This window comes from Paenibacillus sp. GP183 (assembly GCF_900104695.1).
Classification (GTDB): Bacteria; Bacillota; Bacilli; order Paenibacillales; family NBRC-103111; genus Paenibacillus_AI.
This window is the reverse complement of the sequence record NZ_FNSW01000001.1, coordinates 4,701,837-4,727,386: the sequence shown is the minus strand read 5'-3', so window position 1 is coordinate 4,727,386 and position 25,550 is coordinate 4,701,837. Positions and strand designations below refer to the sequence as shown.

General features: G+C 47.1%; 29 protein-coding genes and 1 other annotated feature. Of the genes, 9 read left to right on the top strand and 20 right to left on the bottom strand.

The genetic code is table 11. From position 1 onward, the window contains the following. Positions 1–13: 13 nt before the first annotated feature. The 8 genes from BLV33_RS23455 to BLV33_RS29505 all read right to left on the bottom strand — a co-directional run bounded on the left by BLV33_RS23455 (position 14) and on the right by BLV33_RS29505 (position 8,258). A complete protein-coding gene (locus BLV33_RS23455; RefSeq protein ID WP_090797600.1) occupies positions 14–346 on the bottom strand; it encodes a DUF456 domain-containing protein in 333 nt (110 codons plus the stop codon). A gap of 29 nt (positions 347–375) precedes the next feature. Then, positions 376–1,113: a Cof-type HAD-IIB family hydrolase gene (locus BLV33_RS23450; protein ID WP_090797598.1), complete on the bottom strand. Its 738-nt coding sequence runs from the start codon at positions 1,111–1,113 to the stop codon at positions 376–378. Positions 1,114–1,498: 385 nt separating this feature from the next. Further along, entirely contained in the window at positions 1,499–3,376 is a 1,878-nt protein-coding gene (gene asnB / locus BLV33_RS23445; RefSeq protein ID WP_090797596.1) for an asparagine synthase (glutamine-hydrolyzing), read from the bottom strand. Between the two features lie 76 nt (positions 3,377–3,452). After that, positions 3,453–5,510: a peptidoglycan D,D-transpeptidase FtsI family protein gene (locus BLV33_RS23440; protein ID WP_171909269.1), complete on the bottom strand. Its 2,058-nt coding sequence runs from the start codon at positions 5,508–5,510 to the stop codon at positions 3,453–3,455. Between the two features lie 55 nt (positions 5,511–5,565). After that, positions 5,566–6,276 carry an HAD-IA family hydrolase gene (locus tag BLV33_RS23435; protein ID WP_090797595.1) on the bottom strand — a complete coding sequence of 237 codons (711 nt, stop codon included), beginning with the start codon at positions 6,274–6,276 and terminating at the stop codon, positions 5,566–5,568. Positions 6,277–6,356: 80 nt separating this feature from the next. Beyond that, entirely contained in the window at positions 6,357–7,502 is a 1,146-nt protein-coding gene (locus tag BLV33_RS23430; protein WP_090797593.1) for a transglutaminase domain-containing protein, read from the bottom strand. Between the two features lie 25 nt (positions 7,503–7,527). Next, positions 7,528–7,962: a hypothetical protein gene (locus BLV33_RS23425; protein ID WP_090797591.1), complete on the bottom strand. Its 435-nt coding sequence runs from the start codon at positions 7,960–7,962 to the stop codon at positions 7,528–7,530. Positions 7,963–8,102: 140 nt separating this feature from the next. Further along, entirely contained in the window at positions 8,103–8,258 is a 156-nt protein-coding gene (locus BLV33_RS29505; RefSeq protein WP_171909268.1) for a hypothetical protein, read from the bottom strand. A gap of 116 nt (positions 8,259–8,374) precedes the next feature. On the opposite strand from BLV33_RS29505, the gene BLV33_RS23420 reads away from it, so the two are divergent. The 3 genes from BLV33_RS23420 to BLV33_RS23415 all read left to right on the top strand — a co-directional run bounded on the left by BLV33_RS23420 (position 8,375) and on the right by BLV33_RS23415 (position 10,245). Then, positions 8,375–9,535: an MFS transporter gene (locus BLV33_RS23420; protein ID WP_090797589.1), complete on the top strand. Its 1,161-nt coding sequence runs from the start codon at positions 8,375–8,377 to the stop codon at positions 9,533–9,535. Between the two features lie 115 nt (positions 9,536–9,650). Further along, positions 9,651–9,752, top strand: a complete 102-nt coding sequence (locus BLV33_RS29735; protein ID WP_216234813.1) for a YjcZ family sporulation protein — start codon at positions 9,651–9,653, stop codon at positions 9,750–9,752. A 139-nt stretch (positions 9,753–9,891) separates the two neighbouring features. Then, positions 9,892–10,245 (top strand): toprim domain-containing protein, encoded by a 354-nt coding sequence (locus BLV33_RS23415; RefSeq protein WP_090797587.1) that lies wholly within the window; start codon positions 9,892–9,894, stop codon positions 10,243–10,245. A 1-nt stretch (position 10,246) separates the two neighbouring features. Here the strand turns inward: BLV33_RS23415 and BLV33_RS23410 are convergent, their stop codons facing one another. The 8 genes from BLV33_RS23410 to BLV33_RS23375 form a co-directional block, all read right to left on the bottom strand. Then, a complete protein-coding gene (locus BLV33_RS23410) occupies positions 10,247–10,876 on the bottom strand; it encodes an SCO family protein (RefSeq protein WP_090797585.1) in 630 nt (209 codons plus the stop codon). A 15-nt stretch (positions 10,877–10,891) separates the two neighbouring features. Continuing rightward, a complete protein-coding gene (gene cyoE / locus BLV33_RS23405) occupies positions 10,892–11,866 on the bottom strand; it encodes a heme o synthase (protein ID WP_090797583.1) in 975 nt (324 codons plus the stop codon). Between the two features lie 211 nt (positions 11,867–12,077). Further along, positions 12,078–12,956 carry an urease accessory protein UreD gene (locus tag BLV33_RS23400; protein ID WP_090797581.1) on the bottom strand — a complete coding sequence of 293 codons (879 nt, stop codon included), beginning with the start codon at positions 12,954–12,956 and terminating at the stop codon, positions 12,078–12,080. Then, the gene (gene ureG, locus BLV33_RS23395; protein ID WP_090797580.1) at positions 12,949–13,608 is read right to left on the bottom strand and encodes an urease accessory protein UreG; all 660 of its coding nucleotides are present in this window, start codon (positions 13,606–13,608) and stop codon (positions 12,949–12,951) included. Before ureG ends, BLV33_RS23400 begins: the two co-directional genes overlap by 8 nt. 35 nt (positions 13,609–13,643) lie before the next feature. Continuing rightward, positions 13,644–14,342 (bottom strand): urease accessory protein UreF, encoded by a 699-nt coding sequence (locus BLV33_RS23390; RefSeq protein ID WP_090797578.1) that lies wholly within the window; start codon positions 14,340–14,342, stop codon positions 13,644–13,646. A gap of 25 nt (positions 14,343–14,367) precedes the next feature. Further along, complete coding sequence (ureC, locus tag BLV33_RS23385; protein WP_090797576.1) at positions 14,368–16,083, bottom strand: urease subunit alpha; 1,716 nt, start codon at positions 16,081–16,083, stop codon at positions 14,368–14,370. Beyond that, complete coding sequence (gene ureB / locus BLV33_RS23380) at positions 16,083–16,448, bottom strand: urease subunit beta (RefSeq protein WP_090797574.1); 366 nt, start codon at positions 16,446–16,448, stop codon at positions 16,083–16,085. The genes ureC and ureB overlap by 1 nt, the downstream gene beginning before the upstream one ends. A gap of 24 nt (positions 16,449–16,472) precedes the next feature. Further along, on the bottom strand, positions 16,473–16,778 hold the full coding sequence (locus BLV33_RS23375; protein WP_090797573.1) for an urease subunit gamma: 306 nt from the start codon (positions 16,776–16,778) through the stop codon (positions 16,473–16,475). A gap of 264 nt (positions 16,779–17,042) precedes the next feature. On the opposite strand from BLV33_RS23375, the gene gerQ reads away from it, so the two are divergent. Continuing rightward, positions 17,043–17,513, top strand: coding sequence for a spore coat protein GerQ (gene gerQ / locus BLV33_RS23370; RefSeq protein WP_090797570.1), 471 nt, complete (start codon positions 17,043–17,045; stop codon positions 17,511–17,513). A 28-nt stretch (positions 17,514–17,541) separates the two neighbouring features. Here gerQ and BLV33_RS23365 read toward each other — a convergent pair whose 3' ends face one another. Further along, positions 17,542–17,742, bottom strand: a complete 201-nt coding sequence (locus tag BLV33_RS23365) for a hypothetical protein (RefSeq protein WP_090797568.1) — start codon at positions 17,740–17,742, stop codon at positions 17,542–17,544. Positions 17,743–17,842: 100 nt separating this feature from the next. Here BLV33_RS23365 and BLV33_RS23360 point away from each other — a divergent pair, with 100 nt between their 5' ends. Next, positions 17,843–18,826: a metal-dependent hydrolase gene (locus tag BLV33_RS23360; protein ID WP_090797567.1), complete on the top strand. Its 984-nt coding sequence runs from the start codon at positions 17,843–17,845 to the stop codon at positions 18,824–18,826. A gap of 87 nt (positions 18,827–18,913) precedes the next feature. Here BLV33_RS23360 and BLV33_RS23355 read toward each other — a convergent pair whose 3' ends face one another. Next, entirely contained in the window at positions 18,914–19,147 is a 234-nt protein-coding gene (locus tag BLV33_RS23355) for an alpha/beta-type small acid-soluble spore protein (protein ID WP_090797565.1), read from the bottom strand. Positions 19,148–19,255: 108 nt separating this feature from the next. On the opposite strand from BLV33_RS23355, the gene BLV33_RS23350 reads away from it, so the two are divergent. Beyond that, positions 19,256–19,444 (top strand): DUF5325 family protein, encoded by a 189-nt coding sequence (locus BLV33_RS23350; RefSeq protein WP_253187147.1) that lies wholly within the window; start codon positions 19,256–19,258, stop codon positions 19,442–19,444. Positions 19,445–19,570: 126 nt separating this feature from the next. Further along, a complete protein-coding gene (gene bshA, locus BLV33_RS23345) occupies positions 19,571–20,728 on the top strand; it encodes an N-acetyl-alpha-D-glucosaminyl L-malate synthase BshA (RefSeq protein ID WP_090797561.1) in 1,158 nt (385 codons plus the stop codon). A 74-nt stretch (positions 20,729–20,802) separates the two neighbouring features. Here bshA and trpS read toward each other — a convergent pair whose 3' ends face one another. Then, positions 20,803–21,786, bottom strand: coding sequence for a tryptophan--tRNA ligase (trpS, locus tag BLV33_RS23340; RefSeq protein WP_090797559.1), 984 nt, complete (start codon positions 21,784–21,786; stop codon positions 20,803–20,805). A 57-nt stretch (positions 21,787–21,843) separates the two neighbouring features. Continuing rightward, positions 21,844–22,114 (bottom strand) — a binding site (T-box leader). 95 nt (positions 22,115–22,209) lie between these two features. Here trpS and BLV33_RS23330 point away from each other — a divergent pair. Further along, positions 22,210–23,157, top strand: coding sequence for an aldose 1-epimerase (locus tag BLV33_RS23330; RefSeq protein WP_090797555.1), 948 nt, complete (start codon positions 22,210–22,212; stop codon positions 23,155–23,157). Between the two features lie 103 nt (positions 23,158–23,260). Here the strand turns inward: BLV33_RS23330 and ilvD are convergent, their stop codons facing one another. Then, positions 23,261–24,946, bottom strand: coding sequence for a dihydroxy-acid dehydratase (ilvD, locus tag BLV33_RS23325; protein WP_090797553.1), 1,686 nt, complete (start codon positions 24,944–24,946; stop codon positions 23,261–23,263). Between the two features lie 160 nt (positions 24,947–25,106). Here ilvD and BLV33_RS23320 point away from each other — a divergent pair, with 160 nt between their 5' ends. Next, positions 25,107–25,517 carry a DUF4395 domain-containing protein gene (locus BLV33_RS23320; RefSeq protein WP_090797551.1) on the top strand — a complete coding sequence of 137 codons (411 nt, stop codon included), beginning with the start codon at positions 25,107–25,109 and terminating at the stop codon, positions 25,515–25,517. Positions 25,518–25,550 lie beyond the last annotated feature (33 nt).

Sequence of the window (25,550 nt, the reverse complement as noted above, 5' to 3'; positions counted from 1 at the left end):
CTATAAGTTAATTTTAAATCACAAAACCCAAACTGCAAACAATACAATCATGGTGAGCTGCAGGACCAATAATCAAACCAATCGTGCTGCCGATCATGGACGCTATGGATCCACCGAATCTTTTGACACCATAGGCGCTGACCGCATAATCGGCTATTAAAATAATAGCCACGATCAAGGTCTGAAACAGCCAGAACCATACACCAAACGGTTTAAAGCTAATAAACCATCCATATATGAAAAATGCTCCGTAAATCGCCAAAACACTGGGAAGCACCGGATATACGATACCTATCATACCGACGATAAAAAGCGCGATGACCAGCAGCCAACCAACAAGCTCCATTGTCCAAACCTCCAATTCATGATTGGGTTTTAGGCAAGAATGTAGTCGTTGATAATTCGGGCAACAGCATGCTCATCATTGGTTACGGTCGTTATATCGGCAATCCGCTTGACCCCCTCTTGCGCATTTCCCACGGCCACACCGAGTCCGGCGGAACGGATCATAGCGATATCATTCTCGCTGTCTCCCATGGCGATTACTTCAGACATTTGAATCCCCAGGATTTTGCAAACCTCTGCAATCCCGCTGGCTTTGCTGACCCCCTTGGGGTTAAGCTCAATGTTGCTGGGGTGAGAATTTGTGATCTCGAACACATCCCAAGCCTCCACTGATCTCCGAATCTCGCTTAATACTGCGGCATCCTCCGTATAGTAACCAAACTTTAACCACTGGGTGCCATCTATATCATCTGTCCATTTCTCGGTGTTGTACATTCCTGTAACAGCGTAAGCCCACCACCAAGTGTCGTGCTTGACAGCTAATTCATGAAGCTTACGCACCTGCTCTGCGGGCATAAGATGCCGCTTAAGCAGCTCTCCCGGCGTTTTCCACACCTCACTGCCGTTCACGGTCACAATTGGCGTCTGAAGGCCGAGCTCCTCAACGTAAGGCATTGCGCTCTGAACACCGCGACCCGTAGAAAAGATCACCGTAACCCCCGTTTCAAGCGCAGACAAAATGGCCTTGCGGTTGGGTATTGAAATCAGCTTTTCTTCATTGAGCAGCGTTCCGTCCATGTCGAGCGCGATCAATTTGTATTTTCCCATATGCCCTCCTGGCGTCTGCTCTTGCAATAAACAGTACAAAACGTCTTTTGGTGTTGGGCTCCATTAAGACGTATTGTACATCATAATGACGAACGAGTATCCTTTTTTTTCTTACAGTAAGCCGTATTTTACGGCTTATCTGTTCTTCCAAGCAGCATCGCCCTCTGCTCCCCATTAAAGCGTGTCCGTGTGAAGATAGTCTTGTGCAAACAAGACCATCTTCACATGGACTAAAGTGCTCCTACTACTCATGCCCCTTCAAAAAATCCTGTCTCCCTCATTGACCAGTGTTTCAAAAGTCGTCCAGGGGGCGTTACCCTTGGAGTCCCCCTGTGGGGGATTGAGGGGGAGGTATTAGATTTGAAAAGAAGTTTGAGTGGTAGTTTCATCGAGCCCCTGCGAGTGACAAGCTCGGAACCTGCTCCATATATGTTTTATGCCACAGGGCAAAGACATAGATCGTCCAAATCCGGCGGGCATAATCGCCTTGCCCATTACGATGCTTGATGACCATCTGTTCAACCGCATCAATGCTGATGTAGTCTTCAATACCGCTGGCTTTGATTTGCTCCAGCAGCATGCCGCCCATGGACCCCTTTAGCCAGTCTCGCAGCGGTACAGGAAACCCAAGCTTCGGACGGTTCAGGATGAAATCCGGGATAATGCCTTCCATCGCCTTGCGGAAAATGTACTTTGTTGTTCCGTTAGCGATGCGATATTTCGCTGGAATGCGGCGTGCGACCTCAAACAGCTCCTTGTCCAGAAAAGGGACCCGAAGCTCCAAGGAATGAGCCATGGTCATTTTATCGGCCTTCATCAGAATATCACCGGGCATCCAAAGATTCATATCAATATATTGCATCCGCGAAACGGGATCGAGATGCTTCGTTTTTTTGTAGTAATCCCCGGCGATTTGCTGTGGATTCTTATATTCCCTGAGCACCTCTTTGTCCAAACGCAGCATTTCCGCTTTCATATCTTCGGAAAAGATTTTGGCGTTTCCGAGGAAGCGTTCCTCGAGCGGCGTGGTTCCGCGAATTAAATAATTACGTCCTGTTATACCCCTCGGCAAAGCACGAGCCACCCGGTTCAGGGCTCGGCGAACCGACAGCGGCAGGCGTTCGATCGGCCTTAAGGATTGCGGCTCTCGGTAAATCCGGTAGCCGCCGAATAATTCATCGGCTCCTTCGCCGGAGAGCACTACGGTTACATGCTCTGCTGCCAGCTGCGCTACATGATAAAGCGCGATTGCAGATGGATCCGCAACCGGCTCATCCTGGTGCCAGATCGCTTTAGGCAGCGTATTAATAAAATCGTTTTGCGTGATGATTTTTGCATAATGGTCAGTCCCTAAAGCGTCCGCCGTTTGCTTGGCGATGGTCGTTTCATTGTTAGGCCCGTCAAACCCGACCGAAAAGGTCCGAATCGCTTCGATCGAACTCATGTAAGTCGCAATTGCAGTGGAGTCAATGCCGCTAGAAAGGAAGCAGCCCCGCTCTACATCGCTGACCATATGGTGAACGACAGAATCCTTCAGTGTCGAACGAAGCTGTTCCACATATTCATCAAAAGGCCGTTCCTCCGGCTCAAACATCGGATCCCAATATTTATGTATCGATACTTCACCGTCCCAGCTCACCTTCATATAATGCGCGGGAGGCAGCTTTTGAATGCCTTGGAACATCGTGTTTGGCTCCGGTACATATTGAAACGTCAAATAATTAAGCAGGCTGTCCGTGTGAATCAACCGATTCATGCCATCAGCGGCTAGCAAGCTTTTGATTTCGGAACCAAACAAGAATTGGCGGTCATTCCTGTGATAATAAAACGGCTTGATGCCGAAATGGTCTCTGGCGCCAAACAGCTGCCGCTTCTTCTTATCCCAAATCACAAATCCATACATCCCCCGAAGATGCTTCACGCAATCTTCCCCGTACTCCTCATAGAGATGGACTATGACCTCAGTGTCAGTCTGTGTGCGGAACTGATGACCTCTGTCAATCAGCATCCCGCGCAAGGCTTTGTAATTATAAATTTCACCGTTAAAAATAATCCAGACCGAATCATCTTCATTGCTCAACGGCTGATGACCTTCTTGAATGTCGATAATCGACAATCTGCGAAAGCCGAGGCCAATGCGGTTATCGGTCCAAAATCCGGAATCATTGGGTCCGCGATGATGAATGACATTCGTCATCTGCTCCAGCATAGAAACAGCCGGTTCTCTGTCTTCAAAATACATGACCCCGGTTATACCACACATGGTGACTTACACCTCCACACAATCATCAATATCAGGCTTTACGAAAGATAATTATAGCATAATTTGCAAGCATGCTCTATTTTTTCGTGGCGGCTGCGGTGAGTGCACCATTATACAATTTGTCATAAGTTTCAAACATTTTACCTGCAATAGGTGATGCGCCATAACGGCCAAAGCCGCCCTCGGGAACAACAACCGCTACGGCCAGAACCGGATTCTCCGCAGGGGCAAAAGCGATAAAGACCGCATTGTCCACTCTGCCGCCGGATACATCCTGTGTGGATGTTCCTGTTTTACGGGCGACATGATAAGGCAGATCATCCAAGCCTTCACCACCGATACCTTCGGCACCGCTTTTCATCCCTTTAATGACGGCATCCCAATAAACGTCGGGGAACTTGACTTCATCCAGAACCTCCGGTTTGAAGCTCTGCACAACTTCGCCCTCATACGTTTTAATCGTGTCCACAAATTGAGGCTTCATTCGTTTACCGCGGCTTCCTAGAGTCGCAGCGAATTGGGCCAACTGCAAGGTCGTATACCTCTCATTTTGGCCCCATGAGGCGTAGACCATAGCAGATTGATAACTATCCTTCACAGCGTTTTTGAGAAAATCATTCGCGCCCGGAAATTCACCCGGAAGTCCGCTCTCAGTTGAGACACCAAGACCAAACTTGGCCAAGTATTCGGCCCACTTTTGCGTAACGGCCTTATTCTCACCGCCGAACTTCGAGTAAAAAGGAATTCCTACCTTTTCAGACATGAATGTGTTGGAGGAATGCTGAATCGCCATAGTTGGATTCATGAGCCCATAAGCCGTGCCGCCTGAATTGGTAATCGTGCTGCCCTTGCCCTTACCAAAGGTAAAGGATCCCGTATCGTTATATGTGGTTCCCAGTGAGATAACTCCCTCATTCAAACCAATCAACACCGATAACGGTTTAATCGTCGATCCCATAAAAACTATGGAAGAAGCATGTTTGCCCAATTCTTTTGGGGGGTAATTCGGAAGTGCCGTTCTGATCGTTCCGTTATTTATAAATGACTGGATGCTGTCATAGTCGGTTTTGAGAATGCCGCCAGTCCACAGGTTTGAATTATAATCGGGCATACTGGCCATGGAAACGACTTTTCCCGTTTTTACTTCCATGGCCACGGCATATCCTGAACGGGCATTGATGCCTGCATTAACATAAGGCAAATTTCTCGCTTCATTTGACCTTAAGTATGCCAGTTGATCGGTAATAGCCTGTTCCGTCGCCAGCTGCATATCCTTATTGATCGTCAAATACAGATTATTGCCTTTTTTCGGCGGGGTCACCGTCACTCTGCCGATAATTTTTTGGGCGGCGTTAACAGGATACATTTTCTCCCCGTTCTTCCCGCGCAGAACGTCTTGATACATTTCTTCGATACCGTCGATTCCCACATCTTCCGTACCCAGGTAATCCTTGGCATTTGGGTTATTCTTGTAGGCTTCCTGTGCAACTTCAGTCGAATATGATTTGAGATAGCCGACAAGCTGAGTAGCTATGGTTGTTTTATCTTCTGTCGTTTCATAAGTGCGGATGCTTTCTTCCGTAACCTCAAGCCACTTGAACTCATCTCGGCGCTCCAGCAAATAAGCGATTTCTGCCTTGGTTAAATCTGTTTTGATCCTTCGCGGTACGGAATAAAAGCTCGGGGCCTTGACCGGATTCTTGTTGATATCATAACCGAGATCCATGGCCAGCACGATATCCGCCGCCGTGATCTTCTTTTGATCCTTTTTGCCATATTTTTCGAAAACATCAGCAAGCTTGGTGGCAAGTCCGATGACAACTTCTTTATCCTGCTGGCCCGGTTCAATCCGGAAAAACAAGGATTGCACTGGAATGGTGTAGGCGAGCGGAGCGCCTGTTTGATCGTAAATATTGCCGCGAATCGGGGCAATCTTCGTAAACGTATTCGTTGTTGTGTTCTCCTCAGCGGCAAGCTGCTTGCTTTCCACAAATTGAAGGATGGCCAGCCTCACGATCAGCACGGAAAAGAGCAAAAATGTGCAGAAAAAAAACAGATTAATCCGAAATGAGAAATGACGCCGTCTATTTTGTTCTTTCTTTAAAGGATCTTCCATGTGCATGGATGGCTTCATCAGTTGATACAACCCTTTCTTGAGCATATCTCGAACAATTCTTTAACGATGAAATTCATGAAAACAGCTCGAGCAGTGAATGAATGCCTTTACCTGCTGCTTGATGTTTATAACGGACAATTTGGACGGCATCCATGCCTGCTTGCCGCGGAGCCCAAATGTCATTGATTTCATGATCTCCGATATAAAGTAAATCTTCCGAAGCAAGTCCGGAACGCTGTATGGCCAGCTTGAAGATGGCTGGATCCGGCTTTTCCAAGCCTACTTCTGTAGAAACAATAACCAGATCAAAGAAATGGGCAATACCTTTACTTTCAAGAACAGACTGCAGTGTCGGGGCAAAATTACTTATAATGCCGAGCCGAAGTCCCATCTGCTGTAAACGGGTAAGGCTTTCTATTACATCATCAAACAGATGGTAATGCTCAGGTGCTGTATAGATATCATAGAGTTCATGGCTGTATTGATGGATTTCGTCGTCGCTCCAAACTTCATGAGCACCTAGCTTCTGCAGCACAAATGTATATAATTCCCTCCAAAATTCCCTGTCAGATTCCGGTGTGCAGCTTTCAAACAGTCCAGGCTGCTTGTCGTAATAAAACAGACGAAAGGCCTCCGTCAAAAGTTCATCGATTTGTGTTTCTTCTCTTTGTAACGATCGCAGAGACAAATACTCCTGAAAAATCCGCCTTGCCTCAGGAATAGTGATCAGGGTGTCACTGGCATCGAAAAAAATCATTTTATACTGACTAAGCGGTTTATACATGATCCTAGTGTACCATATTTATTAACCTAGAAAAAAGAAGCCTCATCTCAAATAATGAGAGGGAATGGCTTCTTTTCGTCTTAAGCTTCCTTGATATGAGTTTGATCGAAGTTTGGCGGATTGAACCAGTTGCCTCCGCTTGCTACCCAGGTGGAATCCAGAGGTACCCAGCGCTGCTTCTCCTTTAAATAAACCTCGTTCCAGGCATGAGGGCCATAGCTTCCCTGACCATCATAGCCAAGACCCGTGACCACCTTCACATCGAGATTGATCGATCTGGCCATAACCGCGTACAATCGGGAGTAATCTATGCAAACTCCTTTTTTGGTAAGGAAAGTATCTTCCGGTGTTTGTTCCTTCCAGATCCGCTTCTCTTCGTAAAGCTTAACTTTTTCGAAGTCATATTGAACGCGGGAACCTATCCATTTATACAGCAGTTTCGCCTTCTCTTCGTCCGTCTGTCCGCTTGCTGTAACCTCCTTGGCAGCTACAGCGATGTCCGGTGATATCCTGGCATCCAGCACTTCATACTTTCGCTGTAAAATATTGCTGAATTCCTGCTCAACGGCCCTAGTGAATACCGGCACTTTATCAGCGATAAAATCGCCGGTGAAAGGAGCGATAACTTCTTTTGCCCCTTTTTGATACAAAGGTGATGCCTCGATATATTTAGTCAATGGCTGGGTTGGAAACAGCGTAACAAAAATAAATAATACAGCGATCAGGATCAGCGCTCTGGTGATTCCGGCAATGCTTCCTATAAGACCTCCAGCGGCTGTGCTCCATACGGTTTTGCGGCTGGAGGATCTACCCCACCTGCCAGCGAGAGCCCTTTGCAGCAGCGGATCCGCAAGCCGATACAGGATTTGCTTGATCAGGATATAACCAATCAAAAACAATACGCCGAAGCGGAGCAGCGGAAAATCCCGGATGCTGGTGACAATCGTATAATACATCTGCTTCCAGATGCCGATTTCCCGGGTAGGAATTTGCAGGTTCTGCAGCTTCAGCCAGTTTTGGATCAGCGGAGAAAGCAATTGCACACCTTTCCATGTCAAATAGATGCTGATGATGGCCATGACGCCCTCTACCAGCATGAGCAGCAAATAACGGGCCGAGCCGGATGCTCCGCGAAACATGCCCTGGATCACTGAACCGATCAAAGTCAAAAGAATGGCTATCGTGATGAAATTAAGGGTGGTCAAAGAATGGACTGTGTCAGCCATGCCTTTTGCTCCTCACTTTAAAGCATTATGAACTGCCGTTTTTCATTGCCTGTTCGATAAAGGTTTTCATAACTCCATCAGCCTTCATGGTGAATTTAGCGCCCATAAAGGTTACTTGAACATCGTTTGAACCCAATTTCCCTTCCACTTTAAGGCTTTTCGTTGTGATCACAAACGTGCCGTCTTGATTAGCCGTATACTTGGCGTCCTTGGCTTCCGCTGCAATGGCCTTGGATACTCCATCCTGGGCTTCCTTACTTGCTTTAGCTAAAACGGTAGTGCCGATGCTTTGCAGTTTGTCCTTGTAATTGGCTCCATATAACACAAGAGCTCCAATGATTGCAATAACTATGATCCATTTGATGACGGTCTTTACAAGTCCAATCACAATAAAAAGCAAAATCACAGCCCCGACGATCCAATACCATCGATCTTGCGCAAAAGTAATCCATTGATCCAAGCTGACCCCTCCTCAGAGTTTTCTTTAGAAAACTTTCTTCGTAAGCATTGACCTTGAGTTTTCGTTAGAAAACTTACTTCGTAAGCATTGACCTTGAGTTTTCTTTAGAAAAGCCCTTCCTATCATACTACAGCCTGCGGTTACTCTTCATCTCTTTTTTTTCTCAATCGCCGCAGCTTTTCTTGTATTTCCTCGCCTTTATACTGATTCTTTTTAATCTTGCGCCGGGCGTAGTTGAAACGGAATAAAAACCAGAGCAGCAAAATTGCCACCAGCAGCCATAATGTACGGTCCATGCGGTTCCTCCTCCATATTTGACATCTTTGAAAAATGGGCATAACCGCAAGAACAAAGGCGTACATCTTAGAAGAGACAAGTTCCGGGCAGGGTTAAACAAATAAGGAGTGAGAAAATGAAAACAGCTGTGTGGCTTTATTTATTCATGTTTGTAGCTTTTTTCGATCTGCATGCGCAGTATCCTATTCTTTCCCCATTTGCTCTATCACTCGGAGCCGCGCCATCCTTTATCGGATTGATTCTCGGTGTTTACTCTATCACCCATTTACCGGGAAATCTGCTTGCAGGATATTGGGTGGATAAATACGGGAGCAAGCTTTTTATCGTATGTAGCTTGATTGTAGCAGGGATTGTACTTATTTTTCAATCTAATGTCAAAGATCCCTGGCAGCTGCTGTATATTCGCTCGATCAGCGGTTTTGTCCTGGCTTTTTTGTCACCCTCCTGCTTGGCACTGCTTGCGAAAATTGCCGAGGACCGCGTACAGCAGAGCAAGCTCATGGCAGGCAATGGCCTCGTACACACGCTTGCCTCTGTCGTTTCACCGGCCGCAGGAGCGATTCTGGTCAGCAAACTCGGTTTCACAACCTCATTCACCGTTCTCGGCTGGCTGCTGATCATCACTGGCTTTTTGGCGATTCCCGGAGTAAAGGAGCGGAAATATACCAAGAAATTAAAGCTTCCGGCTCCAGGATCAGTGGCTGATTTGCATGCGGGGAAATCGTTAGAACCAACCGACTCGAGCTCTTTGCCTTGGCTTTTCTTTTTAATTCCGCTTTCACTCTCGTGCTCTCAGGGCATTTTATTCTTTGAGCTTCCGCTTATGAAAGTAGCTCGAGGCTCCATACTTACTTCCGGGATCTTCTTTTCTTTAGTAAGCCTGGGGGCGCTCTGCACCCTTAGCCTCTTGTTCTTAAATCGGATTTCTCCTTTTCTCCGCACGATTTTCGGAAGCCTGGCGCTTGCTTTTATCTTCTTTACCCTTGCGGTTCAAATGCCAATTCCTCTATATGTTTCATTATTTTTAATCGGAATGGCCAAAGGCGTCATTTATCCTGCCTTGGCAGCTTTGCTGGCGAGCATTACCAGCAGCAACCGCTATGGGCGCATTTTCTCGCTGCTGTCCATTTCCTTTTCGATCGGTGCTTTTATCGGTCCTGTACTTGCCGGAAACTTAAGAGACCAACTGTCCCCGTACTTCATAGCTTTTTTTATGCTGATGCTAGCTTTAGCGCTGTTGCCTCTTCGAACCATCCATATACCCAAAGCAGCTTGAGCAAGAGCAACCAGCCTATTTTCGGCCAAACATAGGTGGATGCACAGTCGAAATACCCAGATACACATAGGATACAGTGTAAGTTGACATCTGATTCGGAAAGGAGTGAATCGGAATGGGTGCAGTTGTACACGGTGGAGGTTACGGCTATGGTAGTCCTATAGGAATTATCCTGGTCCTCTTTATTTTGTTGGTTATTATATTACGAACATTTTAATACAGTAGATCCATTGCTCTTTTCAGGTTCTTATTCGATGAAATAAGGACCTGATTATCTTTTTCCACTTGGAACGAATCCTAAAACTGTTTATACTACAAACAGACTTATGATTTTGAACAAGTGGAAGGAGATTTCAATGTGCATTGCCATCATCGTTGAAGGAAAAAATGACAAAAGCCGTATCAGGCGAGTGCTCACAAAGGAAGTTCTGATCCTATGCACGTTTGGCACACCAGGCGTTGCCGCATTGGAGAAGCTGAAAAAGCAAGCGGCTGACCGCCAGATTTATATATTTACAGATAACGATTCCTCCGGCAAAAGAATCAGCGGCATCCTCCGTGATGTATTTCCCGATGCAGAACAGATTTACACACGCAAAGGATTCGCTGGAGTCGAAGGGACGCCTGAGGAATACCTGATCCAGCAACTGGAAAAGGCAGGACTTGAGGAGTATATCATTTACCCTCCCCCAATTCCTGCCTTGGACTAATCTACTTACCTTTGGATAACGCGATGACATCTTTCACGATATATTCGGGATCCAACTGCGGATCGCTGGCATCGTAATAAGTCCGCATTACACCTTTGGGATCTACGATCAAAATCGCATTGGAATGGCTTATATTCCCTTGCTTATCCTTGACCACCATAATGCCATACTGCTCAGCAAGATCGACTGTTTTTTTCTCATCGCCTCTTAAGAATCTCCACACTCCTGGCACCGCATGAAAAGTGTCCCCGAATTTCTTGAGCACCTCCGGCGTATCCTTGGCAGGATCAATCGTGATCGAGATGATTTCCGCCTTATTCCCCAAGTATCCTTTACTCTGGAGAGAATCCTGAACCTTGGATAGGATCTGCGAAGTCGGCAAGCAGACATCCGGACAGCTGGAATAGAAGAAATATACCAGCCTGACCTTCCCGTTCAAATCCTGGGAATTTACGATTTTTCCATCCACATCGGTTAATTGAAAGTTAGGCGCTGCTTTCATCGGCTTCAAATGATCATCCGCTGAAGCTCCAGGTGAAAACCAAAGCTTGTATCCGAAGGATACGATCATCCCCAGCAAAATGACAGATACAGCCAGCATGAACCAATTCTTCCGTAAATAGTTGCCCATGCGTGCACCCCCGTTTTAGCTAATGACGCCTCTCGTATCGACTACCATCAAAATGAACATTAAAGTCAAGTAAGCAAGCGAATAAAGGAACATTCCCTTAGCCCATTTGTCTTCATCCTTGGCATTAAAGCCTTTTACGCTCATCCATACCCAGACTAGTCCCATGGCCGTAACAACGATCAAATAAATATATCCCACATATCCATACAAGTTAAGCATAACGGTTACCGGCACCAGCAGAACGATATAGCGCATCATACTGATTTTAGTTACAAACGCCCCTTTGACTACGGGTAAAAGCGGGAACCCGGCCGCCCGATACTCTTCCTTGCGCCTGATGCCAAGCGCCCAGAAATGCGGCGGCTGCCATAAGAAAAGAATGCCGAACAAAATCCATGCACCCATGTCCATCGTTCCCGAAACTGCACAATATCCGATAATCGGAGGCATCGCGCCTGAAAAGCTGCCGACAAATGTGCTCCAGACCGATGTTCTCTTAAACCAAGCCGTATACACCCATACATAAACGAACAATCCGATAATCCCGAGCAAAGTGGCCATCGGGGATTGTACCAGGAAATATAATGTTGAAATACCGAGAACGCCAAGAATAATCCCGTACCACAGCACAACGTTGGGACTTATTTTCCCGCTGGGCAGCGCTCTGTTTTGTGTCCTTGCCATTTTGGTATCCATATCCCGGTCGAGATAATTGTTGAGCACACAGCCGGAAGCCATCACGAGTGCAGTTCCGATCAAGGTAAAAAAAAGCGCCCACAGATCTATATTCCATTTGGAAGCTACCCAAAATCCTCCGAAAGTTGTCATGGAATTCGAATATAGGATGCCTGGCTTGGCCAAATGATAAAAGTCCTTCCATGTAACAGGTTCAGCTTGCACCTGGGTTGCATCGCTCTCGACTGAGCCTGGAAGATCCGTCGCATTCACCGCGATACTTGAAGCCGCCTCAAAGCTAATTTGTTTATCCAATTTTTGTAAACCTCCTGTATCGTAAATCTCCGGTTATTCTTCGCTGCCGGAAATCGGCTGAACATGACATGAATTATCCTTTTTTTATCATACCAACCCGAACACGGTTTGACAATGAAAGGGGAACTAATGTCATGATATTGTCGATTCTGTTGCCATTTATTATTCCCATCACAAAAAAAGAAAGCCTTTCGGCTCACTTTTTATAGTATTATTTGTTTACACGCAAGGGCGCAATGGACAAAAGGATGGAACGCATAATACCCCAAGCAATGGAAATCAAACGCTGCAATTGCCAGGCATGGAGACCCATAACATTAAGCGCCAATCCATGTTTATAGGTTAAGCTTGCGCCATAGCGGAGTGAAGTTGAGCCTCCAGGCTTAATCTCAGCAAAGGGATGGACTTCGTCTAATGCAGCAAGTAATTCATCTACATGGGATTGGCGGATAGTCTCTGAGAATACATAGAGGCTGCCTAGATGGGTTTCAGCTTCCCAACTGCCTGGGGACTGAAGATTCATGAATTCAGGCACGATCACTTGATGCTGATAAAAGATCAGCTCTTCCCCATTAAACACCTTCAGCCGGTTTCCATATCGCTTATAATGAAACCTTTCACCTCGCTGCGTTCGACCCGGACATAAAAGCTCGGACATCATAAAGACAGCCCCAGGTTCCAGCCGAACCTCGGTTTCTCCACTGTAGCAGCTTTCTTTAAAAAGCATAAGCGGCTCCGGTATATATTCCAGCAATGCACCCTCTTCAACAACAATAGTTTGCCTCTGCGAGGAGCCTTGTTCGACCGATGGGTGTACTTTGGTAAAAGATTGATTGGTCAAAAATACAGAAGTCCCTTTTTGCAGGTGAAAGCTCAGCTCATAGTGATCTCCTGACATGAGTCCAGGTGAACAGTCCATCATATAGACGCCTATTTGATCCAGATGCTTGCTTCCGGCAGACAGCTTTTCATTCTCGTAACGAAAGGTTTTAGCAATTTTGAGCGGAGATGTGTGAAATTTGCGGATCAATTCGGTCCGGCCTTCGCGAGCTGCAAATTCCGCGACAATCTCCCCGCTCACCTTAGGCATGGGTGCACTCACTCTCCAGCCAAGTAACGATATCGTCCAATCCGTGTCCGTTGAACATATTGGAAAATATAAACGGACGATTGCCGCGCATTTTCTTCGTGTCTTCCTCCATAACTTCAAGACTCGCTCCCACGTAAGGCGCCAGATCAATTTTATTAATGATCAGCATATCCGAGCGCATAATGCCGGGACCGCCTTTACGGGGAATCTTCTCACCTTGTGCCACGTCGATAATGTAAATGAATCGATCCACCAATTCCGGGCTGAAAGCCGCCGCCAAATTGTCGCCTCCGCTTTCGATAAAAATAATGTCCAGATGCTCAAAACGCCTTTCCAGCTCTTCAATCGCCTCGAAGTTCATCGAGGCATCCTCACGAATAGCCGTGTGCGGGCAGCCGCCTGTTTCTACGCCTATGATACGGTCCTCCGAAAGAGCTTCGGAACGGATCAGGATTCGCGCATCCTCTTTGGTATAGATGTCATTCGTGATAACCGCGATGCTGTAGCGATCTGACAATCTCCGGGCCAGACGTTCCACGAGTGCTGTCTTGCCTGACCCGACGGGACCTCCGATTCCGATTCGCATCGGGCGGGTTTTGTCGGCCACCGGTGTTTCCCAGTGATCATGAGTGTGATTTTGTCCTTGGCACATTTGGTTAGTTCCTCCTCTGGATTAAAATCGCTGGATCAAGACATGAAGAGTCGGGAATACAGAGTTTCATGCTGCATCATGGCAAGATCAGCGGACGGGGTGTTCGTGTAGGCATCCGCCGGGTCCAGATGGGCGACCTGCTGCCAGGCGGTTTCGGTAAAAGGCAGCAGCTTGGCAAGCAGTACCTGGCCTTGCGTTTGACCCATGGACATCAGTCTCAATGCGCTGTTGATGCAAGTGACGATGCAGCTGTACAGAAAGCCCTCGACGGCTTTATCCATGGGAACCTGAAGGTGATAACTCACCCAGCCGTGGATAAGGGCATGGGTACCGGCGCATGCCTTTGATTGGACGGCCGTCTCCAGCGGTAACCAATCCCAATCCGGGTATAAGGTGCGGACTAGCTGATGCAGCCTTCTCCCCATTTTCTGGACTCCGCTTCTTGTTTCACTAGATGCCCTTTGCACGTGCAGCATATGGTCGATTGCCCACAATAGCTCCCAATTTTGGGACGGTGCGTACATATGGACAGCCTTGATCGCCATAGCATCGAATGGAGCCCAGCTAAGTGTCAGCAAGCTTCTGATGTAGGCTTCAAGCTGTTCCATATTCTGAATACGGCCTTGCTGCACCAAAGCTTCAAGGCCAAAGGAATGCGAGAAGCCGCCGATGGGAAGCGCCGAATCCAGAAGCTGCTGGTAAGCCAGCCAATGCACTTTAGAACCATCTGTCAATGAAGTCACCTCTGCCGATGTCCTGTTAAAACAAGAAATACCGCTGCGTCATCGGCAGCTCGGTTGCCGGCTCACAGGTTATCGCTTCCCCGTCCACCTTCACCTCGTAGGTTTCCGGATCTACTTCAATGGATGGCGTCGCATCATTATGGATCATATCCTTTTTCGTGATGCTTCTACATCCCATAACGGGTATAATACGCTTCTGCAAGCCTAACTTCTCAGCGAGACCGCGGTCATAAGCGACTTGAGAAACAAAGGTAATCGAGCTCTGCGTCAGGGAGCGGCCAAAAGCCGCAAACATGTATCTGCCGAATACAGGCTGAGGTGTTGGAATGGAAGCGCCCGGATCCCCCATCTGTGCATAAGCGATACTTCCACCTTTGAGCACCAGATCCGGTTTGACCCCAAAGAACATGGGACTCCAGATGACAAGATCGGCAAATTTCCCAGGCTCTATAGAGCCTACCACATGTGAAATGCCGTGTGTAATGGCTGGATTGATTGTATATTTGGCGATATATCTTTTGATCCGAAAGTTATCGTTCTGCTCGGTGTCAGGTGCCAGCGGTCCGCGTTGACGCTTCATTTTATCCGCAGTCTGCCAAGTTCTGATAATCACCTCGCCCACGCGTCCCATAGCCTGGGAGTCAGAGCTCAGCATACTGAAAACGCCAAGATCATGCAGGATATCTTCGGCTGCAATCGTCTCCGGACGAATCCGGGAGTCTGCAAATGCGACATCCTCCGGAATTCGACTGTCCAAATGATGGCAAACCATGAGCATATCCAAATGCTCTTCTATGGTATTGATCGTATAAGGACGTGTAGGGTTCGTCGAAGAAGGAAGTATATTCAGCTCGGCAGCGGCACGAATAATATCCGGGGCATGACCGCCTCCTGCTCCTTCTGTATGATAGGTGTGAATGGTTCTGCCCTTGATAGCCGCCAGAGTATCTTCAAGGAACCCAGCCTCATTCAAGGTATCCGTGTGTATGGCCACTTGAACGTCGTAACGGTCGGCTGCTTCCAGACAAGCATCGATCGCCGAAGGCGTGGTGCCCCAATCCTCATGCAGCTTAAGGCCAATTGCCCCAGCTTCAATCTGTTCCGTCAGCGGCTCCAGAAAGGATGCGTTTCCTTTTCCGGTAAAGCCCAGATTCATGGGAAAAGCTTCAGCGGCTTCCAGCATTCTTTGCAGATGCCAGGCACCCGGCGTACATGTGGTTGCATTGGTACCGGTTGCGGGTCCCGTGCCACCTCCAATCATGGTAGTAACGCCCGATGAAAGGGCAGCCTCAATCTGCTGGGGGCAGATGAAATGAATATGCGAGTCAATGCCGCCGGCAGTGACGATCTTGCCTTCACCGGCAATGACCTCCGTGCTGGCACCGACGATCATATTCGGATTAACACCATCCATGATGTCTGGATTCCCCGCCTTGCCTATCCCCACAATAACGCCGTCTTTGATGCCGATATCACCTTTTATAATACCCCAATGATCAATAACGACCGCGTTGGTAATCAAAGTATCCAGGACACCTTGATGTCTCGCAGCTCCGCTCGATTGTCCCATGCCGTCACGAATAACCTTGCCGCCGCCAAACTTGCACTCGTCGCCGTACACTGTATAATCATGCTCAATCTCCGCCCATAATCCGGTGTCCGCTAAACGGACGGCGTCACCCGTGGTAGGCCCGAAAGTCAGCGCATAGGCTTTGCGATCCATTCGATTCACTACAGCTTCGCCTCCCATGCTTTCCATCTTGCCAGAATTTCACTGGACATCTTTCCCTGTTCAGCAACCCCCTGAGATAAGCCATTAAGACCATGGGCAAGCTTGGATCCACCGAGCTCCACAAGCTGTACGGGCTTCTCTTCACCCGGCTCAAAACGGACTGCAGTTCCGGCGGGGATGTCAAGCCTCATGCCAAAAGCAAGCTCCCGTTTCATCTCCAAGGCACGGTTAACCTCAAAAAAATGAAAGTGAGAGCCTACCTGAATGGGCCGATCCCCTGTGTTGGTCACCAGAAGTTCAACTGTATTTCGTCCGACATTCATTTCAATAAAGCCCTTGGCGGTTCGGTACTCTCCGGGTATCATAACCTTGTCCCCTTTCTGCAATCGTCATCCCGTAATCGGTTGGTGGATGGTAACCAGTTTCGTTCCATCAGGGAAGGTTGCTTCCACCTGCACCTCATGTATCATTTCCGGAACGCCTTCCATCACTTGATTCGCTTTTAACAGCTTCGTACCTAATTCCATAAGCTGAGTCACCATCAATCCATCCCTGGCTCCTTCCATGATCTCCGAGGAAATGAGCGCGATGCTTTCAGGATAATTGAGCTTCAATCCTCTGGCCAGCCTTCTGCGAGCAAGATCTGCAGCTACGGTAATCAGCAATTTTTCCTTTTCCCTCTCAGTCAGATGCACCTAATCACCTCATTAAATCCGAATAATGGGACCTTCTTCTACTTATTATATGGGGGTCTATTAGAGAAGTAAATAACATAATGTCAGATTTTATACCGTAATATCAAGTAGATGAAACTATGTAATTTTTATTGACACGAGCATTCTGTGCTTCATTTTCTTTATCAAAAAAAGCTCTTTCCGTTCGTCACCAATTGGGCGAATGCACAATATGATAATTAAGAAAATTATGGACTATCCAAAAGCCAAGGAGGATTACATGCGATGATGAATAACCCTTACAAACCAGGGATGCAAGTTCCCTACGGTTATCCTATGCCGCCTTATCAGGGCGGTTATCAAGGGACACCCGGTGGAGCTCCTCCCATGATGCCACCGATGAACGGTGGAGCCATGGGTGTTGGCGGACAACCAAGCGGCACAAACGCTCCCGGACAACAGATGCCCATTGAAGAATCCTACATCGAAAATATTTTGCGGCTGAATATCGGGAAAATAGCGACTGTCTATATGACCTTTGAGAACAACAGGGAGTGGAATGCAAAAATTTTCAAAGGCAGAATTGAAGCTGCCGGCCGTGACCATTTAATCATCAGTGATCCCCAAACGGGTCTGCGCTACCTTCTGCTCATGGTCAATCTGGATTACATTACATTTGAAGAGGAGCTCCAATATCTCCCTTCCTTCGGTTCAGGAATCGGTGGAGTTCCTGGAGGCAGCCCAACTGGTCGCTAAACACAAAAGTGAATCCGCGGTTTCTGTGTCATTCAGAATCGCGGTTTTTTTTGTCTTCATATTCCTCGTGTGACACATCATCATTCCAAATCTCCACAAAAAGCCCGGGTTGAACACTCCCCTTCAGAAGTTCCAACCGCCCTTCCCGTTTCAACCATTCCCGCATATGATTAAGATAAATTAACCGCATATCTTGAAGGATGGAATACTCAACAAAAACTTTGTGCATTTTTTGGACCCCTTCATGATTTATTTTTAAACGTAACGTGGTAAACTAGGAGAAGAACAAGTTTTCCTTTAGACAAAGAAAACTCTCGGGAGGAACTAACTTGGATACGGGAACACATCTTGTTATTGGCCTGGGACTAGCCGGGCTGGCACAAATCGACCCTGTTGTAGCTTCTGATGGAATGACTTCAGCCGCTGTATTGATTGGAACCATAATCGGCTCCCAGATACCGGATTCAGATAGTCTGCTGCGCTTCAAAGGGAACGCACTCTACATCCGCAATCATCGCGGGCGGTCACATTCCCTGCCAACACTAATTATATGGACCCTATTAATCACTGGATTCCTTGGCCTGATTTTCAAAGGACTTCCACTCTCTCACATTGCCATATGGACTGGCATTGCCGTTGTCTTTCATGTATTCACGGATTTATTTAATACGTATGGAACTCAGGCTCTGCGCCCCTTCTCGGAGAGGTGGGTTTCTTGGAACATCATACACATTTTTGATCCTTTTATCTTTATCAGCCATTTGATCGCCATCTTTGCCTGGTCCTTTCGAGTGGCAAGTCCTGCGCTTATATTCCCAACATTGTACATCCTTTTGGGTTTATATTACATTTGGCGCAGCCTGGAGCATTATATTCAAGAAAGAGGCTTGCCTAAGAAGGATCCTGCCTATGAGCCGGGTGACAAGTATTACTTGATTGTAACCATTAATTATTATGTATGGAATGTAGTCAAACGCAAAAGCAATGGCATTTTTGTAGTGGGAGAATTGCGAAACGGCAGCCTTAAATGGATTGATGAGGTCAAATGCGCAGATCATCCCGCCGTTGAAGCCTCGAAAAAACACGAGGATATTCAATCTCTCTTGTATTTCTCATCCTTTGCTTGTGCGGAATTTAAAGAGCATAGCTGGGGTTATGAGGTGAGATGGGCGGATGTGAGATACCGCCATCGCAAGCAGTATCCTTTCGTCGCTGTTTTATTGATGGATCAAGAGTTAAATCCGTTGGATTCATATGTAGGATGGGTTAGCGATTCACGTCTGGAGAAAAAAATGCGAGTGGACACGTATTAGATCGCAGAAGTGCCTATTGGAAGATTCATCCATATGTTGGAAAAGCTCAAGGGATATTTCCCTTGAGCTTTAATATGCAATTCCAGTCTAACGGCCTTGTCCTTGCATGCCTGACAGTTGAGACTCTGCGATTTGTACCAAGCGACGGGTAATGTGTCCTCCGATGGCACCGGTATCACGAGTAGCCATATAACCATAGTAACCATCTTGAGGTATCTGGATGCCAAGCTCTTGAGCTACCTCATACTTTAATTGTTGTAAAGCTTGGTTAGCCTGTGGAACTACCAGAATGTTATTGCTTCTTGATTGTCCTGAACCCATAAGGATCAGCACTCCCTTCGATATACTTATTGGCATTTGATCTATCTGCAAGCTTGCAAACATAGTATGCGAAGAAATTTTTAAACTATACATCCGAAAGAAGGTGATATGATGAGTAAACCACTGGCTTTTTTATTCGCTGTTGTGGGTATCCTTTTGCTGACCTCCATCAGTTTTTTTATCAGTCAAGGCATGCCTTGGATGGTCCTAATCTCTTCCATTGCCGCACTGCTTTTTATCGGGTACGGCTTCGGAGTTAAAGCGAAAATGCGCAAAAAGCAAAATCGCAACAATTGACACTATTTGAACCATCAAGCTATAATTTTATTGTGTACAGTTTATTCATCTAAACACAATGCCAGTATGTTGGACGAATTAGAGGAATATGACTATATAATACTTCCCAACTTGTAAAGGAATGCGGTGATCATCATGCTTAAGATTGGTATTGCTTGTTATCCAACTCTCGGCGGATCCGGTGTTGTTGCCACTGAGCTCGGCAAGTTTATGGCGGAAAAAGGCCACGAGGTCCATTTTATCACCGATCGCATGCCCTTTCGCTTGGGCCAATTTCAAGCCAACATCCATTACCATGAAGTCGAAGTCAGCGATTATTATGTATTTCGCTATCCTCCTTATGATCTCGCGCTGGCCAACAAACTTGCTCAAGTCGCCAAACAAGAAAAGCTCGATTTGCTACATGTTCATTACGCCGTTCCCCATGCCATCTGCGCTTACTTGGCTAAACAAATGGTAGGTGATCATCTGAAGGTTGTCACCACCCTGCATGGAACCGACATTACTATTTTGGGTCATGATCCATCACTAAAGGATTTGATACGCATGGCCATAAATCAGAGTGATGCGGTTACGGCAGTCTCCCAGGACTTATTGATGGAAACCCGTGACGTCCTGGCGATTAACAAGCCCATAGATTTGGTCTACAACTTTGTAGATCCGCGGGATTATGCGGCGCCAGCCAATCCGCAGTTGAGAGCCCAATTTGCTGCACCGGATGAGAAAATTCTTTTACATATGTCCAATTTTCGCCCCGTCAAACGCATTAAGGATGTCATTGATATTTTCGCCCGTGTTCATGACCAGGTGCCTTCCCGACTTATGTTTGTCGGTGAGGGACCCGATCTGACGCATGCGGTCAAACGCATCAAGGAGCTTGGGCTGTCCGACCGCGTACATTATCTCGGTAAACAAAATAACATAGCTGATATCATTGCCATGTCGGATCTTTTGCTGCTGCCTTCGGAGAAGGAAAGCTTTGGGCTGGTCGCGCTTGAAGCAATGGCCGGGGGAGTTCCCACCATTGGATCAAACGCCGGCGGCATTCCTGAAGTCATCCAACACGGTGAGAATGGCTTCTTGGCTCCTGTCGGGAACACGGAAGAAATGGCCGCTTATGCTATCAAGCTTTTAACAGACCCGATACTCTACGAACAATTTTCTGCTGCCGGGGTGCATTGCTCCCAAACCAAGTTTTCCGCAGAATTGATTGCTAAGCAGTATGAGCAAATTTATTATCGAGTCGCACAGCCTGAGCTGTGTGAAACCGCTTTGTCTTCTTGAAGGAAATAAAGGCAAAAAAAACCCGCCCGGGGATTCACAGGTACTCATCTCCCCGGCGGGTTTATTTTATTTGCTCAATTGATAAGAAACCCCATACGCTTCTTCGCTTCCAGCACGGTCTCATTGGCAATGACAGCCGCTTCCTCGGCTCCTTTTTTAAGAACCCCCGCTACTTCTCCCGACTTTCGGATTTCACGATAACGCTGTTGTATCGGCTCAAGGACGGCTACGAGCTGTTCGGCCAAATCCTTTTTGAAAGGCCCATAGCCTTGTCCTTCGTATCTGGCCTCTATCTCGGCGATGCTCATCTCGGCAAAATGGGAGTAAATCCCCATCAAATTGGCGATTTCCGGCTTGTTTTGCGGATCGTACTTCACCTCTCTGCCTGAATCGGTTACCGCTCTGCTCAGCTTTTTTCGAATAACATCCGGTTCGTCCAGCATGGCTATAAAGCTTGCAGGATTGGGATTGCTCTTGCTCATTTTTTTGGAAGCATCATCCAACGACATCACCCTGCCGCCCAATTCATCCATATATAGCTCAGGCATGGTGAAAAATTCACCGAAACGGCTATTAAAACGATGCGCCAGATCCCTTGTTAGCTCTATATGCTGCTTTTGATCATCGCCAACCGGGATAAGATCAGCTTGGTAGAGCAGTATATCCGCTGCCATCAAGGAGGGATAAGTGAACAAACCAACACCAATGGACTCTTTACCGGAAGATTTATCTTTGAACTGTGTCATACGCTCCAGCTCTCCCATGTAGGTGAGAGTCGTCAGCAGCCATCCAAGCTCGGCATGAGCAGGTATATGGGATTGGAGAAAAATCGATGCTTTGCTTGGATCAATTCCAGCTGCCAGATAAAGAGCCGAAACGGATTCGCTTTGCTCTCTCAATGCCTCCGGCTCCTGTGGCTGCGTAATCGCATGAAGATCCACAATCATAAAAAAACAGCGATTATCATGCTGCAGCTTTACAAACTTGCTAAGCGCCCCGATGTAATTCCCAATCGTCAACTGACCGCTTGGTTGAATACCGGATAAGACTCGTTTCATCGGTTAAACCCTCCCCTGAGCTTGCATGATTTTAGACAACAAAAAAGGCCTCTCGCCGCAAGGGACGAGAGACCGTGGTACCACCCTAATTTACTTCTGCCAGCTTCAGCAAGAAGTCTTAAAGCTCCTGTAACGGAGAGCTTCCGTTCGGCATAATGAGAGCAAGCTGATGCAGCATCATCCATATGATAGATAATATACATCGCTATGTTCCGTTCAGCCTTAAGCTCAAGGATCCATTCAGCCTGTCTGTTACACCGATTCGCACCAACCATCGGCTCTCTGCAGCAACGAACACAAGCCTACTTGTTCCTGTCATCGCGGTATTGATTTGTTCTTATTATACACACCTGTTTTAGAATGTCAACCAAATGTATGATACAATAAAACAGATAAACGGTTAAAAAAAGGAGACTATGAGGAATGATCAAGAAGGAAGATTGGCAAGGAGTTCAAGTATATACCGTATCTAATGACATACTTTCCTTCAGCCTGTGTCCCTCTATCAACAACAACGTATACAGCATTTGGGACAAAAAGCTAAACCGTGAGCTGCTCCGCGTACCCGAGAGTCCAAAAACATTGGCAGAGGCTCGCATTCATTATGGAACTCCAATTATGATGCCGCCCAACCGGATCCGGAGAGGAAAATTTGAATACGACGGGAGAACCTACCAATTCCCCATCAATACAGCTAACGAGAATCATATTCATGGCGTGATCGGCAATCTCCATTGGAAAGTTACGGATATATCGGAAGAAGACGACAGCATAGCGATCACCTCATCCTTAAATATCCAGGATATCCCTGATACCTTCAAGGTTTATCCCCATCCATTAACATTGGAAGTCACCTATGTGCTCTCGGGTTCAACTCTTACTCACAAGCTAAAAGCAACAAATGCCGGCAATACGAAAGCCCCATTCGGATATGGACTTCATACTTGGTTTCTTTTGGATCATGAGCCGCAAAATTGGTCCTTTGAGCTGCCCGTAAACGGAATATGGGAGCTCGACCCGGAATTGATTCCGACTGGCACCATTCTCCCGCTAGGCCGTTATGCCGATCTTCCTCATGGGATTAGCCTGCAGGGACAAAATATGGATACAGTGTTCCAAATCGGATCCAATCAGCGGCAGGCTGTTTTACGAAAAGAAGGCTTTGAGCTAAGATACACAGCTTCCGAGCAGTTCAAGCATTGGGTGATCTATACGAAGGGTGAGACCGATAACTATATTTGTCTCGAGCCTTATACCTGGGTAACCAACGCACCCAATCTGGATCTGGATCCCGAAGTGACAGGGATCATCGGTATTGAACCTGGACAATCCATCGACATGGAAGTAAAGCTGGAACTTGTTTATACGTAACAAGAGCTATGGGAGCTGTATGTTTGCCCTTGAAACTGTGAAAGGGGCTGTCCCCTCAAGTAGATTCATCTACTTATGGGACAGCCCCTTTATTTAAAGGCAATTATATTTTCATAACTCCGCCGGTGCTCGCGGAGGTTACCAGCTTGGAATATCGGGCCAGGTAACCGGTTTTGATTTTCGGCTCGAAGCCTTTCCAATTGGCGCGGCGTTTACTCATTTCCTCGTCGCTGATCTGCAGCTCAATTTTACGATTGTCCAGGTCCAGCTCGATGATATCGCCGTCTTCAACAAAAGCAATCGGTCCACCTTCTGCAGCTTCCGGAGAAATATGGCCTACGCTGATGCCGCGGGATGCGCCGGAGAACCGGCCATCTGTAATCAGACCAACCTTGGCGCCCAGACCCATACCGACAATTTGTGACGTTGGAGCCAGCATTTCCGGCATGCCCGGTCCGCCCTTTGGTCCTTCGTAGCGAATAACTACGACATGGCCTTCTTTGACTTTACCATTGGCGATCCCATAAAGCGCTTCTTCCTGGGATTCAAAGCAGATGGCAGGCCCTACATGGCGTCCGCCTACGGACTTGTCCACGGCTCCTACCTTGATGATACCGCCGTCAGGTGCCAGGTTGCCGAATAGCACAGCCAAACCGCCTTTTTTACTATGTGCATCTTCAAGTGTATGAATAACATCGGTATTGAGAATTTCGCAGCCTGCCACATTTTCGCGAAGGGTCTTGCCGGTAACCGTAATGCGATCGCCATCCAAAGCACCCGGCTTTTTCAGCAGCTCATTGATAATCGCGCTTACGCCACCGGCATTATGCACATCTTCGATATGGTATTCGGATGCCGGAGCAATTTTAGCCAAATGAGGCACACGCTCGGCTACTTCGTTAATGCGAGAAATCGGATAATCAATTCCGGCTTCATGGGCCAATGCCAAGGTGTGAAGAACGGTATTGGTGGATCCGCCCATCGCCATATCTAAAGCAAACGCATTATCAATAGCTTCAATGGTCACAATATCTCTAGGTTTAATATCCAGCTTAATCAGCTCCATAAGCTGTCTGGCGGATTGTTTCACGAATTCTTTACGCTCTTCAGCAACGGCCAGAATAGTGCCATTCCCAGGAAGTGCAAGGCCTAAACCCTCAGCCAAGCAGTTCATGGAGTTAGCGGTAAACATACCCGAACAAGATCCGCATGTTGGACATCCATACTGTTCAAGCTCAGTTAAACTCTGCTCATCAATTTTCCCCGCTTGAAATGCGCCAACACCTTCAAATACGCTGGATAAGGAAATCGACTTGCCATTCTTATCTTTACCGGCCTTCATCGGGCCCCCGCTCACCATGATCGTTGGAATGTTGACGCGCAAGAGTCCCATCATCATGCCCGGAGTGATTTTATCGCAGTTAGGAATACAAATAAGTCCATCGAACCAGTGAGCATTCACAACCGTTTCAAGGGAATCGGCAATAATCTCGCGGCTCGGAAGCGAATAGCGCATCCCGATATGGCCCATGGCAATACCGTCATCGACACCAATCGTGTTAAATTCAAAAGGTACGCCGCCCGCTTCACGAATGGCTTCCTTCACAAGCTTACCGAACTCCTGAAGATGCACATGGCCCGGTACGATATCTATATACGAGTTGCAAACCGCAATAAACGGTTTGTCAAAATCCTCTTCCTTAACGCCTGCAGCACGCAGCAAGCTGCGGTGTGGGGCGCGGTCAAATCCTCTTTTGATCATATCGCTGCGCATTTTAGCTTTTGCCATTGAAAGTTCCTCCAAATATGTTTCTATTTTAGAATCTATCATATCATATTCATTATAAAATTTCTTCTTTACTGATTTGCCCACCAAAGGAAATTTATACTACCGGGCAGGGCAGTATGCTATGATATTCTCATCCATTATATGAGGAGCGTGAATCGTTTTGAAAGAGGTTCCTATCCCCTATGTTCGAAGCAATCAGGCCTCAATGGTTATTCTTATTGCCCTTTCGGCCATTTTTCAGCAGCCTTGGATCATTCTTATTGTTTTCGCTGTTGAAGTCGCCGGTTTAGTGTTCGGGGCAAAAGGCAACTTGTTCGTGAGCATCGCCCGTCCGTTTCTTGCCAGCCTGGTAGCACGTTCACACACAGAGGCCTTAGAGCTTCAGCGTTTTAATAATACGATTGCGGTCGTCCTACTTACCTTATCTGTAATTTGCTTCTCGCTGGGCTTTAATACAGCCGCATTTATTTTTGCCGGGATTGTCGCCTTTGCCGCTTTCGTTGCCATCTGCGGTTACTGTATCGGATGCACCTTGTATTATCAAATTAAGAGGCTTCGCGCGCATCGCTAGCTTAAAAAACGAAACCCGCTTTCGGGCCAAACG

What these genes read in the sequence shown, in the direction of transcription:
- BLV33_RS23410 (WP_090797585.1), bottom strand. Translation starts at nt 10,876, where the DNA reads ATGGGCAACTATTTACGGAAGAATTGGTTCATGCTGGCTGTATCTGTC.
- BLV33_RS23415 (WP_090797587.1), top strand. Translation starts at nt 9,892, where the DNA reads ATGTGCATTGCCATCATCGTTGAAGGAAAAAATGACAAAAGCCGTATC.
- BLV33_RS23435 (WP_090797595.1), bottom strand. Translation starts at nt 6,276, where the DNA reads ATGTATAAACCGCTTAGTCAGTATAAAATGATTTTTTTCGATGCCAGT.
- BLV33_RS23440 (WP_171909269.1), bottom strand. Translation starts at nt 5,510, where the DNA reads ATGAAGCCATCCATGCACATGGAAGATCCTTTAAAGAAAGAACAAAAT.
- BLV33_RS23450 (WP_090797598.1), bottom strand. Translation starts at nt 1,113, where the DNA reads ATGGGAAAATACAAATTGATCGCGCTCGACATGGACGGAACGCTGCTC.
- BLV33_RS29505 (WP_171909268.1), bottom strand. Translation starts at nt 8,258, where the DNA reads ATGGACCGTACATTATGGCTGCTGGTGGCAATTTTGCTGCTCTGGTTT.
- ilvD (WP_090797553.1), bottom strand. Translation starts at nt 24,946, where the DNA reads ATGGCAAAAGCTAAAATGCGCAGCGATATGATCAAAAGAGGATTTGAC.
- trpS (WP_090797559.1), bottom strand. Translation starts at nt 21,786, where the DNA reads ATGAAACGAGTCTTATCCGGTATTCAACCAAGCGGTCAGTTGACGATT.
- ureG (WP_090797580.1), bottom strand. Translation starts at nt 13,608, where the DNA reads ATGTGCCAAGGACAAAATCACACTCATGATCACTGGGAAACACCGGTG.
- BLV33_RS29735 (WP_216234813.1), top strand. Translation starts at nt 9,651, where the DNA reads ATGGGTGCAGTTGTACACGGTGGAGGTTACGGCTATGGTAGTCCTATA.
- BLV33_RS23430 (WP_090797593.1), bottom strand. Translation starts at nt 7,502, where the DNA reads ATGGCTGACACAGTCCATTCTTTGACCACCCTTAATTTCATCACGATA.
- gerQ (WP_090797570.1), top strand. Translation starts at nt 17,043, where the DNA reads ATGATGAATAACCCTTACAAACCAGGGATGCAAGTTCCCTACGGTTAT.
- BLV33_RS23330 (WP_090797555.1), top strand. Translation starts at nt 22,210, where the DNA reads ATGATCAAGAAGGAAGATTGGCAAGGAGTTCAAGTATATACCGTATCT.
- BLV33_RS23455 (WP_090797600.1), bottom strand. Translation starts at nt 346, where the DNA reads ATGGAGCTTGTTGGTTGGCTGCTGGTCATCGCGCTTTTTATCGTCGGT.
- BLV33_RS23350 (WP_253187147.1), top strand. Translation starts at nt 19,256, where the DNA reads ATGATGAGTAAACCACTGGCTTTTTTATTCGCTGTTGTGGGTATCCTT.
- ureB (WP_090797574.1), bottom strand. Translation starts at nt 16,448, where the DNA reads ATGATACCCGGAGAGTACCGAACCGCCAAGGGCTTTATTGAAATGAAT.
- BLV33_RS23420 (WP_090797589.1), top strand. Translation starts at nt 8,375, where the DNA reads ATGAAAACAGCTGTGTGGCTTTATTTATTCATGTTTGTAGCTTTTTTC.
- BLV33_RS23355 (WP_090797565.1), bottom strand. Translation starts at nt 19,147, where the DNA reads ATGGGTTCAGGACAATCAAGAAGCAATAACATTCTGGTAGTTCCACAG.
- asnB (WP_090797596.1), bottom strand. Translation starts at nt 3,376, where the DNA reads ATGTGTGGTATAACCGGGGTCATGTATTTTGAAGACAGAGAACCGGCT.
- BLV33_RS23365 (WP_090797568.1), bottom strand. Translation starts at nt 17,742, where the DNA reads ATGCACAAAGTTTTTGTTGAGTATTCCATCCTTCAAGATATGCGGTTA.
- BLV33_RS23400 (WP_090797581.1), bottom strand. Translation starts at nt 12,956, where the DNA reads ATGCCTAAGGTGAGCGGGGAGATTGTCGCGGAATTTGCAGCTCGCGAA.